Origin of the sequence: Alistipes sp. D31t1_170403_E11 (assembly GCF_015553985.1) — a bacterium.
In the GTDB taxonomy this organism is placed as follows: Bacteria; Bacteroidota; Bacteroidia; order Bacteroidales; family Rikenellaceae; genus Alistipes; species Alistipes montrealensis.
The window spans coordinates 320,686-333,416 of the sequence record NZ_JADNHQ010000002.1; the positions used below are offsets into that span (position 1 = coordinate 320,686).

Below are 12,731 nucleotides of genomic sequence, written 5' to 3' on the forward strand. Positions count from 1 at the left end.
TACCAAAACTACGAAACACCATGAAAATGAAAACGCTGACAAAATTGATAATGCCGCTCGCGCTGTCGCTTCTCACGGCCGCCGACCTCGGAGCGCAGGAGCTGATCGCCAACGTTTACGGACGCGAAACGCAGTCGCTCAACGGGAAATGGGACGCCATCGTCGACCTTTACGACCAGGGGCGCAAAAATAAGATTTACCTCAACCGCAAGCCGGAGGGGAAAACCGATTTCTACGAATATTCGTTCGAAAACGGGCTGCGGCTCGACGTTCCCTCGGACTGGAACAGCCAGATGCCCGAACTGAAATACTACGAAGGTACGGTCTGGTACGCCCGGCGGTTCGACGCCCCGAAGCAGGAAGGACAACGGCAATTCCTCCATTTCGGAGCCGTCAGCTACCGCTGCCGGGTTTACCTCAACGGGGAGGAGATCGGAAGCCACGAAGGCGGTTTCACGCCGTTCCAGATCGAAGTGACCGGCAAGGTGAAGCCTTCAGGCAACTTCCTGGCCGTGGAGGTGAACAACACCCGTACGCCCGACGCCATCCCGGCGATGGCCTTCGACTGGTGGAACTACGGCGGCATCACGCGCGACGTATCGCTCGTCAGCGTCCCGGACGCTTTCATCGAAGACTACTTCATCCGCCTCGGCAAGGATTCTGCCGACCGGATCGACGCCGATATCCGGTTGTCGGGAGCAACCCCGGGAACCGCCGTCGAGATCGAAATTCCGGAACTGAAGGTCCGCAAAACCGCCGTTACCGACGAGCGGGGAACGGCCACAATGTCGTTCAACGTAAAAAAACTGGACCGCTGGTCTCCCGCCGCCCCGAAACTTTACAGGGTGATCGTCTCCACGGACCGTGACCGGGTGGAGGAGTCGATCGGCTTCCGCAACATCCGCGTCGAGGGTGAAGAGATCGTTCTCAACGGCGCGCCCCTGTTCCTCAAGTCGATCAGTTTCCACGAGGAGATCCCCCAGCGCATGGGCCGGGCGCACTCCGAGGCAGACGCCGTGATGCTGCTTTCCGAAGCCAAAGCACTCGGCTGCAACATGATCCGCCTGGCGCATTACCCCCAGAACGAATACATCGTCCGCCTGGCCGAAAAAATGGGATTCCTGCTCTGGGAGGAGATTCCCATCTGGCAGGGCATCGACTTCGGAAACGACCTGACCCGGGAGAAAGCCGGACGCATGATCAAAGAGATGGTCATGCGCGACAAGAACCGCTGTGCCCTGACGTTCTGGGGCGTAGCCAACGAGACACAGCCTTCCGAGGCGCGCAACGCTTTCCTGCGCTACCTGATTTCGTGCTGCCGGAGCATCGACGACACCCGCCTCATCGTAGCGGCCTTCGACCTGGTGCGTTTCGACCGCGAGCGCCAACTGTTCGTCATGAACGATCCGTTCATCGAAGAATTGGATGTCGTGGCCATCAACAAATACATGGGCTGGTATCACCCGTGGCCCCTCACGCCCGACAAGGCGGTGTGGGAGGTGGCGCGGGGCAAACCGCTGATCATCTCCGAATTCGGCGGCGAGGCGCTCTACGGCCAGCACGGGCCCGCCGACGTGGCCAGTTCGTGGAGCGAGGAGTACCAGGCGGCGCTCTACGCCGACAACCTCCGCATGTTCGAAAACATCCCCAACCTGCGGGGCGTGTCGCCGTGGATTCTGTTCGATTTCCGTTCGCCGTTCCGCTTCCACCCCACCAACCAGGACGGCTGGAACCGCAAAGGACTGGTTTCGGACCAGGGATACCGCAAGAAAGCGTGGTATCTGATGAAAGAGTACTACGACAAACACTAAAACGACAATGAAAATACGATCGATATACATGGCCCTGGCGCTCCTGCTCGCAAGCTGCGCCGGAGACGGACAGAAGCCGCTGGAAGCCGTCGTGAACGAAGCGCTGGCCCGCGCCGAGCAGCAAACGCTGCTGATGGCCGAAAAATACGCCGGCCGCGAAGGCCGCCTCCCGCGCACGTGGGAGAACGGCGAGGACGTTTCGTCGGATTCACGCTGGTGGTGCAGCGGCTTTTTCCCGGGGACGCTGTGGTATGTCTATGAGAACACCCGCAACCCCAAGGTGCTGGAGTATGCCCGCATGTACACTTCGCGTGTCGAGCGGGAGAAATACACGACCGACAACCACGACGTGGGATTCATGCTCTACTGCAGTTTCGGCAACGGACTGCGCCTCACGGGCGACAAAGCCTACGAAGAGGTGCTGCTCACCGGAGCCCGGTCGCTGGCGACGCGCTTCAAACCCCAGGTGGGTCTGATCCGTTCGTGGGACCACAACCGGGACAAGTGGCAGTATCCGGTTATCATCGACAACATGATGAACCTCGAACTGCTGATGTGGGCCGCCGAACGTTCGGGCGACAAATCCTTCCGCGAAATGGCAGTCTCTCACGCAGACAAGACGCTGGAGCATCATTTCCGTCCCGACTTCAGTTCGTGGCACGTAGTCTCCTACGACACCGTCTCGGGACAGCCCCACCTCAAACAAACCCACCAGGGCTTCTCCGACGATTCGGCCTGGAGCCGCGGACAGGCGTGGGGGCTCTACGGCTACACCTGCATGTACCGCCTCACGGGCGATGCACGCTACCTGCAACACGCCCGCAATATCGCCGGATTCCTCATCGGCCACAAGAACATGCCCGCCGACGGGATTCCCTATTGGGATTTCGATTCGCCGGACATTCCCTCTACACCGCGCGACGCCTCGGCGGCCGCGATCATGGCTTCGGCGCTGGTCGAACTGAGCGGCTTCGTGGAGCCTGCGGAAGGGGAAAAATACATGGCCTTCGCCGAAAAGCAGGTCCGCACGCTGGCTTCGCCGGAATACACGGCACAGCCGGGCGAAAACGGGGATTTTATCCTCCTGCACAGCACCGGGGCCTATCCGTTCTCTTCGGAAGTGGATGCGCCGCTCACCTACGCCGACTACTATTACCTCGAAGCGCTTACCCGGATCAAACAAAAACTGCAATCATGAGCGTCGTGAAGAGATACGCGCTGCCCGTATTCTGCTGCCTGGGACTGTTTTGCGCCCGGGCACAGGAACCTGCGATGAATTACGACGAATCGCTGGTCCCGGACTACGTCCTGCCCGATCCGCTGACCTGCTCCGACGGCACGAAGGTGGCCGACGCCGCGACGTGGACCTCGAAACGCCGCCCCGAACTGCTCGCGCTCTTCGAGACGCAGGTCTACGGCAAAGCCCCCGGACGCCCCGAAGGCCTGCATTTCAAGGTCCTGGGCGAAGACCGCTACACGCTGGGCAACATGGCCACACGCCGGGAAATCGCGGTTTATTTCACCGACGACGAAACGCATTTCATGACGATCCTGCTCTACATTCCCAACAAGCGCACGGATGTCGTTCCAATCTTCCTGGGACTCAATTTCAAGGGCAACCACACGATCTGCGACGATCCGCTCGTCACGCCGTCCATTCCCCGGACAGCACCTGGGAAAGGGCCGTCCGACGGATTCCCGCGGGCCGCAGCGGCATCGCGGTGGCCGATCGAAATGCTGATCGCCAACGGTTACGGACTGGCTACGGTCTACCGCGGCGACATCGACCCCGACTACGACGACGGGTTCCAAAACGGCGTTCACCCGCTGTTCTACCGCGACGGGCAGACGCGTCCGGAGCCGGACGAATGGGGCACGATCGCGGCCTGGGCCTGGGGCCTGAGCCGTGCGATGGACTACCTCGAAACCGACGAAGACGTGGACTGCGAGCGCGTGGCGGTCATCGGGCATTCGCGCCTCGGGAAAGCCGCATTGTGGGCCGGAGCCTCCGATCCACGCTTCGCGATGGTCGTCTCCAACGAATCGGGGTGCGGGGGCGCCGCACTGGCCAGAAGACGCTACGCCGAGACGGTCGCCCGGATAAACCGCCTGTTCCCCCACTGGTTCTGCGAAAATTACAAGCAATATGCCGGCAACGAAGACGCGCTGCCCGTCGACCAGCACGAACTGGTCGCGCTGATAGCCCCGCGCCCGGTCTACATCGCCAGCGCAGCCGAAGACAAGTGGTCCGACATCCGGGGCGAATTTCTCGCAGGAGTCCATGCTACGCCCGTCTACGAACTCTTCGGGCTCGAAGGACTGCCCGACACGGAGCTGCCGGAAAACGACGCCCCCGAACAGTCGGGATACATCGGCTACCATGTCCGTTCGGGCGGCCACGACATCACGCCCTACGACTGGCGGCAATTCGTGAAATTTGCAGACAAACACCTGAAACGATAATCTAAAAACAACATCTATACATGAAAAACCGGTTTATAAAACTGCTCCTCGCGGCCGTGTTCCTTGCATCGTTTGCCCCGGCTGCGGCCCAGACCCGCGAAGTGGACCTCTCGGGAGAATGGAGGTTCCAGACCGACGTGATGGACTTCCGCCGGGGATCGCTCTCGCCCAGGTACAACCACCAACTGCAGGAGACGATCACGCTCCCCGGCATCACCGATGACTACCAGATCGGCTACAAATCGCCTTACCGCCACGTCGACCGCCTCACACGCGTCTACGAGTACATGGGACCGGCCTGGTATCAGCGCGACATCGAGTTTCCGGCCGAGTGGAAAGGCAAGTGCATCTTCCTCTATTTCGAGCGCACCCACTGGCTCAGTTCGGTGTGGGTCGACACCAAGGAGGTGAGCCGCCTCGATTATATCAGCGTCCCGCACAACCACGACCTCACGGGATTCGTCACCCCGGGCAAGACGCACCGCATCACGGTGTGCATCGACAACCGGTTCCAGTACAACACCCACAAATGGAACCATGCCCACACCGAATTCACGCAGATCAACTGGAACGGCATCCTCGGCGAGATGAAACTCGTGGCCGTAGACCCGGTTTACGTCGACGACATGCAGTTGTATCCCGATATCGCGGCAAACAGCGTCGAAGTCCGCATGACCGTCGACAACCGCACGAAGAAGCCCTTCGAAGGCAAGGCCCTACTCACCGTCTCGGGCAACGGACTCAGCATAACCAAGGAAGTGCCCGTCAGCGGCGACGCAGCGGAAGTCCGCCTCACCGAAACCATTCCGTTGGGAAAAGACGCCAAACGCTGGGACGAATTCAACCCCAATCTCTACACCGTGGAGTGCACCCTGCTCACCCATACCGGCAAAGACGCTTACGAGCACAAAAAATCGGCAACGTTCGGCCTGCGCGAAGTGACGCAGGGCCGCAACCACGTCCTGCTCAACGGACGGCCGCTCCACCTGCGCGGAACCGTCGAGAACGCCGTGTTCCCCAAAACGGGACACGCCCCGCTCGACGACGCCGAGTGGGAGCGTATCATGCTCATCCTGAAGGACTACGGCATGAATCACATGCGTTTCCATTCGTGGTGTCCCCCGGCAGCGGCCTTCCGCATGGCCGACCGGCACGGCATCTACCTCGAAGTCGAAATGCCCATGTGGGGCAAGGACGCCGAACCGGACGAAGCGCGCTACGACTTTTTCCGGCGTGAAATGCGGGCCATCCTCAAGGAGTACGGCAACCACCCCTCGTTCGTCCTCTACTGCAACGGCAACGAAATCACAGGCAACTTCGACTTCATCGAAGAGCTGACCGCCGACGGCCGCAAACTCGACAGCCGCCATCTGTTCAGCGGCTCGACGGCGCGCACGCGCGTTCCGTCGGACCAGTACTACGTCTCGCAGCAGACCAACAAAGGTCCCGTGAAGGTCTACGAAGGACTGCCTTCAACCGACTGGGACCGCAGCAGCGAATCGGACGTGGACGTGCCCGTCATCTCCCACGAATCGGGACAGCGGTGCATCTACCCCGACTTCCGCGAGATCGAGAAATTCACAGGCCCCGTCCGGGCGCGGAATTTCGAACTCTGGCGCGAAATGCTCGACGAGAACGGCATGCTCGACCAGGCCCACGATTTCTTCCGGGCATCGGGTGCGCTGACCGTCGTGGAGTACAAAGCCGTGATCGAGGCATTGCTCCGGTCCTCCAAATCGGCCGGGTTCCAGTTGCTTTCGCTCAACGATTTCCCGGGACAGGGTTATGCCCCGGTGGGTGTGCTCGACCCCTTCTGGGACTCCAAGGGACTGGTGACGCCCGACGAGTGGCGGGCCTTCTGCGCCCCGACCGTAGCCCTGCTCCGCTACCCGAAAAGCGCCTGGTTCGACGACGAAACGTTCACCGCAAAAGCCGAGGTCTACAACTTCGGTGCAGCCGCGCTCAAAAATGCGAAAATCCGCTGGTCGCTGACCGACAGCAGCGGTAAAACGCTCGCCAAAGGCAGCCTCAAATCGCAGACCATCGGCATCGACGGCGTTTTCCCCGCCGGGGAGTTCTCGATCCCGCTCGACAAAGTCCAGGGGCCGCAAAAACTCACTGTTCACCTGAACGTCGGCGAAAAGACAAGCAACAGTTGGGACATCTGGGTTTACCCGCGCAATCCGTCGCTGATGCAGTCGGATGGCGAGGTACTCTACACGAAGGAGTTCGGCGAGCAGGCCCGACAGCACCTCAAGCAGGGAAAGACGGTCATCCTGACCCCGGCACTGAACAAGGTCAAAGGGCGCAAATCGACCTTCCACAACCATTTCTGGAACCCGATCATGTTCGCCTGGGCGCCGATGACCATCGGCTGCCTGATCCACTCGGAGGAGCCGGTATTCGCCGACTTCCCGACCTCCTACCACACCGACTGGCAGTGGTGGGATATCCTGGAGAACGCCAAGGTGATCGAGATGCAGCAGACCCCGCGCGAACTGAGGCCGTTCATCCAGGTCATCGACAGTTTCGACAACAACCAAAAGCTCGGCATCGGCTTCGAAGCCCGGGTCGGCGGCGGAAAGCTGCTCGTCCTGACGGTCGACACCCAGAAGAAGATGGACCAGCGCCCCGCAACCCGGCAACTGCTCAAAAGTATCGACAACTACGTCCACAGCGGGCGTTTCGACCCGCAGGTCGCCCTGGACGAGTCGTTCATCGCTTCTTTCATGCGCTAAAAACACACGGTTATGAATAAGAAAACCCTCCTGTTCTGCGTTCTCTTCCTCGGCATCCTCCGGGGAGGGGCGCAGGAGTTGAAAATGACCGAATGCGCCCCCTTGACGCAGGTTTACGGGGAGGTCAGCGAGTCCGAAGAACTGCTCCCGATGAACGATGTGGGGGTCGAATTCGGATATGTCCTCTACGAAGCCGCCGTCGACCTTCCCGGAAAGGAGAGCCTGTTGGAACTGGAAAACGTACGGGATTATGCCGCGGTTTACCTCGACGATACGTTCCAGGGAACCGTGACGGACGGACGGAAAACGCTGGAACTGAAAGCGGAGCCCGGAACCCGGACCCTGCGGCTTTACGTCGAGAACATCGGACGCATCACCTACGGGCCCGAAATCCTCGACAACTCGAAGGGGCTGTTCGGCAGCGCCCGTATCGGCGGCGAAGAGATCGCCGGCTGGAAGATCACTCCGCTGGAGGTACGCGACGCCGATCCGGAAACGCTCGGATTCGAGCCTATCGGGACATGCGGCATCCCCTGTTTCCGCCGCGGCTATTTCGACAGCGCGTCGCAGGGCGACGCCTATCTCGACGTATCGGGATGGGGCATGGGCGAGGTCTGGATCAACGGCCGTTACCTCGGGTCGTTCTGGGACGAGGAAAAACAGCAGTCGATCCTGATTCCGGCCGGAATCCTCACGGAAAAAGGAAACCGCATCGTCGTCTTCGACATCAAGAACAACAACCCCGGCTCGGGAATGCGCCTTTCCGACAAGCCCGTGTTTAAATAACAACCACAACCGATGAAAAAAATCCTTATTTTCAGCCTTTTGCTGGCCTCCGCATACGGTGTACAGGCCCGGGAAAAGTCCCGGACGCCCGTTTACCGGGACGCCTCGCGCCCCGTCGAGGAGCGCATCGACGACCTGCTGTCGCGCATGACCCCCGAAGAGAAGGTCATGCAGCTCACGCAGTACACGCTCGGACGCAACGACAACGCCAACAACATGGCCGATCCGGTGAACGACATTCCCGCCGAAATCGGCTCGCTCATCTACTTCGGCACGTCGCCCGAACTGCGCAACCGGGTGCAGAAAAAAGCCGTGGAGCAGTCGAGACTCGGAATCCCCGTGCTGTTCGGCTACGATGTCATACACGGATTCCGCACCACCTATCCCATCTCGCTGGCCCAGGCCTGCTCGTGGAATCCCGAACTGGTGAAAAAGGCGGCCGAAGTGGCTGCCGGGGAAGCCCGGATGGCGGGCGTCGACTGGACCTTTTCGCCCATGATCGACGTTGCACGCGATCCGCGCTGGGGGCGCGTAGCCGAAGGTTACGGCGAAGACCCTTACACCAACGCCGTGTTCGGCGCAGCGACGGTAGAGGGCTACCAGGGCGACGACCTTGCTGACAACCGCCGCGTTGCCGCCTGCCTCAAGCATTTCGTCGGTTACGGCGCTTCGGAAGCAGGACGCGACTACGTCTATACCGAAATCTCGCGCCAAACGCTCTGGGACACCTATATGCCGCCCTACGAAGCAGGCATCAAGGCCGGGGCCGCGACCGTCATGAGTTGTTTCAACGACATCAGCGGAACACCCGGATCGGCCAATCCGTACATCCTGACCGAGGTGCTCAAAGAGCGCTGGGAACACGACGGATTCGTCGTCTCGGACTGGGGCGCCATCGAGCAGCTCCGCTCGCAGGGGATCGCCGCCGACAAGAAGGAGGCCGCCGAAAAGGCCTTCAACGCGGGTCTCGATATGGACATGATGAACCGCTGCTACGACGCCCACCTGGCCGCCCTGGTGCGTGAGGGCAAAGTCCCGCAGCAACGGCTCGACGACGCCGTCCGGCGTGTCCTCCGGCTGAAATTCCGGCTGGGACTGTTCGAAAAGCCCTATACGCCCGCATCGACCGAAGCCGAACGCTTCCTGCTGCCCGCCAGCCTCGAAATCGCCGAGCAACTCGCCGAAGAATCGATGGTGCTGCTCAAGAACGAGCAGCACGCACTTCCGCTCAGGGCAGTCCGCCGGATTGCCGTCGTCGGTCCCATGGCCAAAAGCCGGTTCAACCTGCTGGGCTCCTGGTCCGCACAGGGCGATGCAGAGGATGTGGTGAGCATCTTCGCCGGACTGGAAAACGAATACGGCGATAAAGCCGAACTGTTTTATGCGCAGGGCTGTGAATTCGACGGCGAAGACCGCTCCGGATTCGCCGAGGCTATCGCCGCCGCCGAAAAAGCCGACGTAGTGGTGCTCTGCCTCGGGGAGAAAAAGACCTGGAGCGGCGAGAACGCCTCGCGGTCCACGATCGCACTGCCCGCCGTCCAGGAGCAACTGGCCGCCGAACTCGCGAAAAGCGGCAAACCGGTGGTCCTGGTGCTGTCGAGCGGACGCCCGCTCGAACTGCGCCGGCTCGAACCGCTGTGCGGCGCCATCGTCCAGATGTGGCAGCCCGGCCTGCGGGGCGGAAACCCGCTTGCCGGGATTCTGTCGGGACGCATCAACCCCTCGGGCAAACTGGCCATGACATTCCCCTACTCGACCGGCCAGATACCGATCTACTACAATCACCGCCAGAGCGGCCGCACACACCAGGGCAAATACCAGGACATCCCCAGCACACCGCTCTACGACTTCGCGCACGGCCTCAGCTACACGACATTCGAATACGGCGACCTTCAGCCTTCGGCGACGACACTCCGCCGCGGGGAAAAGCTGACCGTCACGGTTTCGGTGACCAACACCGGAGAGATGGACGGCGCCGAGACGGTCCACTGGTTCATCGCAGACCCCGTATGCCGTATTTCACGGCCCGTCAGGGAGTTGAAACACTTCGAAAAACAGCTTATCCGAAAGGGCGAAACGCACACGTTCCGCTTTGAGATCGACCCCGAACGGGACCTGAGCTTTACGGACGGCGACGGAAAACGCTTCCTCGAAGCAGGCGATTACTTCATCCTCGTCAAAGACAAAAAGATAAAACTGACACTGACGGAGTAACCGCCCCTTTTCCCCAAGCAAGCGAAAAGATACCGAACGCCTGGAATTAGCATTAATTCCAGGCGTTCCCGATTTACCTGCATCCCAGCGGGGCGCATACGGCGGATCAGTTTACGACTTTCGTATCGATGACAAAGAGTCGGTTGCCGTACTCGTCGGTTGCGGTAAGTTGAATATTCGCCGACGGCGTAACGGGCGTATATTCGAGCATATGGTCGGTACTGTACTTATTCAGGAAATCGAACGATGCGATGTCGTTGCCGCAGGCATCATGGACGGCGACATAATAACCGTCGTAGGCATTCACGGCCTTGAGCTGCGAAGCAGGCACTGCCGCCCCGTTCTCGCGGCACTCTATCTTCCACGTCGAATGCCAGTCCCAGACGTTAATGCGTATCACCGGTTTCCCGTCGACATTCGTCTGTCCCGAATTATATACCCTGTAATACTGTTCGTTTTCGTCGCTGAAATTCACACTCCGCCGGTTCGTTATCGCCCCGCCGCTGAAATCGTAACTGGTAAACGTCGCAGGCGTTCCGTCGTGGCAAAGCGGGAAATACCACCATGCGCCGCAAACGGCGGGATGGGTGTATTCGGTCACGGTCATATCGCTGCGCGGCACAGTCACCGTTTCGGCGATATGGTTGTGCCCCGACCAGATCGTCACGGGCAGTTTTTTGTCCCTGTATATGTCGAGCAGTGCGTTCGCATTGTCCATCGGCGACGGCGTCGAAGCCTTGGGATTGCGGCGGAACGCCGGGCAATGCCACGCGATCACGATGTGTTCGACGCCGGCAGTCATATAGTCGGCGTCCTTCTGCGCCCAGTCGAGCTGGCGCTGGCTGAGATGGACGGTATAGGACCTGTCGCCGCCGTTGTTTATGAATTGCGTATTATCGAACACGACATAGTGCACCTTGCCGATATTGACGGCGTAATACGTCGGGCCGAAGGCTGCGTTATACGCGAGTTCGGCCTCCGAATCGTCTTCACCGACGATGTTCTGCACCGCCATGTCGTGATCGTGGTTGCCGATCACATGGAAAGTCTGGATCGGCATGCCCCCGCGTTCGCATACGTTGACAAAATTGGCCAGCGTCGCCTTGTTGGCATTCGTCCAGTGCGATTCCTGCGTCATATCGCCCAGGTTCATCCCGTAAACCGGCACGCCCGAAGGCAGGCCGCGCACATACTCGCGCAGGGTTTTGAGGTATGTCCGCCGGAACGTTACCGAATCGAGTTCGCCTTTCGGCGGACAAATCGACGGCGTCGTTGCCGATGTCGACTTTATCATCGCACGGTTACGGATGTGCATATCGGCCGACACGATCATGATATGGCGGTCGTTGTCCACCTTTTTAAGCGTAAAATCGTGCTGCTGGACCGCTTCAACACTTACGGGAGAAGTCAGCCTGCGATAAAAACGGGGGATGAAGCCCCGCGAAGACTCGACCTCATAGCCCGACGGCACGGTCAGGTAAACCAGGTTCGACTTTCCGGCCGACGTACGCAGACCGTATGCACCCTGTTTGTTGGTGCGCGTCATATTCACGCCGTCGGTTACGACGACGCCCTGCACACCCACGCCGCCGGACGTGACGACGCCGCGCACGGTAGCCGCCGGATCGACTTTCGACCAGTCGATTTCGCCGCCGGGAGCAGGAGCCGGCCCGGGAGGCTCCTCCTGGCCGTTACCTGCGTCCGATTTTCCGCAACCCGTATCGAACAGCGTCAGGGCGAACGACACGGCAAACAATATAAACAGTTTTCTCATCTTCGTAATTTTTAGAGTTTAAACCAGGCGACAATCGGATTATGGTCCGACAAATAAGGTACGCCGTAACGCACGGCGTCGTTCACAAGACTTTCATAACCCGCAACCTTCACCCGACGATAAAAGATATGGTCTATCCGCAGGTCGTGTGCTCCCCAGCCGTTGAACGTCGGCAGCGAATCGGTCACGGGAGCCGTTTCACGCGCTCCCGACATCCATTCGCGCAACGGAGCGAGGGCCTCGTTGCCGAAAGTGGTATTCAGGTCGCCGGACATAATAACGGCGGCCTTCTCCCCGGCGATCTCTTTCATTTTCGCAGCCATCATCCGGGCCTCGTGCATGCGGGCATTCGTCCCCTTGTGGTCGAAGTGGGTGTCGAAGTAGTAAAACTCCTTCCACGACCTGCGGTCGCGGAATTTCCCCCACACCGTGACGCGGCGGCACACGGCGTCCCAGCCGCGCGAGGGTTTCCCGGGCGTGTCGCTCAACCAGAAAAACCCGCTGTCGAGCAGGATGAACCGCGCCTTGCGGTACATGATCATCAGATGGGCCCCTCCATCGGGCGATTTCACGATATTGGCGTCGGAATCGACTCCCATGTCGAGTGTCGCATAATCGCTCATGTTTACTTTCAGGAAATCGACCTGGGGACGGTGCGGCTCCTGAAACCCGACGATATCGGGACTCTCGGCCCGAAGCATCTTCAGCACACCCTCCCGCCGGTTTTCCCAGCAGTTGTCCCCGTCGGCTCCGGGCTTGTAGTAGCGGATGTTGAACGACATCAGCTTCAGGCCGGCTTTGGCGGCCTTTTTCGAAGCCCCGTCGTCCTGCCCCGCCGCCGTACCGCCGCACAGCATCGCGAACAGGGTCATAAATGCAACTAATTTACACATAATCATCAATTTCTTGGCTTCGAAGGACATTTAAGAACAGGGGCCGGCAAGT

Annotated in this window: 8 protein-coding genes; 6 read left to right on the forward strand and 2 right to left on the reverse strand. The window is 60.0% G+C overall.

The window, feature by feature from the left end:
• The first annotated feature begins 26 nt into the window (after positions 1-26).
• From I2E69_RS04760 to I2E69_RS04785, 6 genes are read left to right on the forward strand one after another with little or no spacing between them, the layout of a single operon-like run.
• Positions 27-1,811 carry a glycoside hydrolase family 2 protein gene (locus I2E69_RS04760; RefSeq protein ID WP_195459227.1) on the forward strand — a complete coding sequence of 595 codons (1,785 nt, stop codon included), beginning with the start codon at positions 27-29 and terminating at the stop codon, positions 1,809-1,811.
• Positions 1,812-1,818: 7 nt separating this feature from the next.
• Positions 1,819-3,009, forward strand: coding sequence for a glycoside hydrolase family 88 protein (locus I2E69_RS04765; protein WP_229095388.1), 1,191 nt, complete (start codon positions 1,819-1,821; stop codon positions 3,007-3,009).
• Positions 3,006-4,274 (forward strand): acetylxylan esterase, encoded by a 1,269-nt coding sequence (locus I2E69_RS04770; RefSeq protein ID WP_195459230.1) that lies wholly within the window; start codon positions 3,006-3,008, stop codon positions 4,272-4,274. The genes I2E69_RS04765 and I2E69_RS04770 overlap by 4 nt, the downstream gene beginning before the upstream one ends.
• 20 nt (positions 4,275-4,294) lie before the next feature.
• Positions 4,295-7,012: a sugar-binding domain-containing protein gene (locus I2E69_RS04775; protein ID WP_195459234.1), complete on the forward strand. Its 2,718-nt coding sequence runs from the start codon at positions 4,295-4,297 to the stop codon at positions 7,010-7,012.
• 12 nt (positions 7,013-7,024) lie between these two features.
• On the forward strand, positions 7,025-7,798 hold the full coding sequence (locus tag I2E69_RS04780) for a hypothetical protein (RefSeq protein WP_195459237.1): 774 nt from the start codon (positions 7,025-7,027) through the stop codon (positions 7,796-7,798).
• Positions 7,799-7,810: 12 nt separating this feature from the next.
• Entirely contained in the window at positions 7,811-10,012 is a 2,202-nt protein-coding gene (locus tag I2E69_RS04785; protein ID WP_195459240.1) for a glycoside hydrolase family 3 N-terminal domain-containing protein, read from the forward strand.
• A gap of 106 nt (positions 10,013-10,118) precedes the next feature.
• On the opposite strand, the gene I2E69_RS04790 is transcribed toward I2E69_RS04785, so the two are convergent.
• Both I2E69_RS04790 and I2E69_RS04795 read right to left on the reverse strand, forming a co-directional pair.
• Positions 10,119-11,786, reverse strand: a complete 1,668-nt coding sequence (locus I2E69_RS04790) for a metallophosphoesterase N-terminal domain-containing protein (protein ID WP_229095389.1) — start codon at positions 11,784-11,786, stop codon at positions 10,119-10,121.
• An 11-nt stretch (positions 11,787-11,797) separates the two neighbouring features.
• Entirely contained in the window at positions 11,798-12,679 is an 882-nt protein-coding gene (locus I2E69_RS04795) for an endonuclease/exonuclease/phosphatase family protein (protein ID WP_229095390.1), read from the reverse strand.
• Between the last annotated feature and the right edge of the window lie 52 nt (positions 12,680-12,731).

Coding starts and splice junctions, on each gene's coding strand:
- I2E69_RS04770 (WP_195459230.1), top strand. CDS start 3,006: ATGAGCGTCGTGAAGAGATACGCGCTGCCCGTATTCTGCTGCCTGGGA.
- I2E69_RS04760 (WP_195459227.1), top strand. CDS start 27: ATGAAAACGCTGACAAAATTGATAATGCCGCTCGCGCTGTCGCTTCTC.
- I2E69_RS04765 (WP_229095388.1), top strand. CDS start 1,819: ATGAAAATACGATCGATATACATGGCCCTGGCGCTCCTGCTCGCAAGC.
- I2E69_RS04790 (WP_229095389.1), bottom strand. CDS start 11,786: ATGAGAAAACTGTTTATATTGTTTGCCGTGTCGTTCGCCCTGACGCTG.
- I2E69_RS04775 (WP_195459234.1), top strand. CDS start 4,295: ATGAAAAACCGGTTTATAAAACTGCTCCTCGCGGCCGTGTTCCTTGCA.
- I2E69_RS04780 (WP_195459237.1), top strand. CDS start 7,025: ATGAATAAGAAAACCCTCCTGTTCTGCGTTCTCTTCCTCGGCATCCTC.
- I2E69_RS04785 (WP_195459240.1), top strand. CDS start 7,811: ATGAAAAAAATCCTTATTTTCAGCCTTTTGCTGGCCTCCGCATACGGT.
- I2E69_RS04795 (WP_229095390.1), bottom strand. CDS start 12,679: ATGTGTAAATTAGTTGCATTTATGACCCTGTTCGCGATGCTGTGCGGC.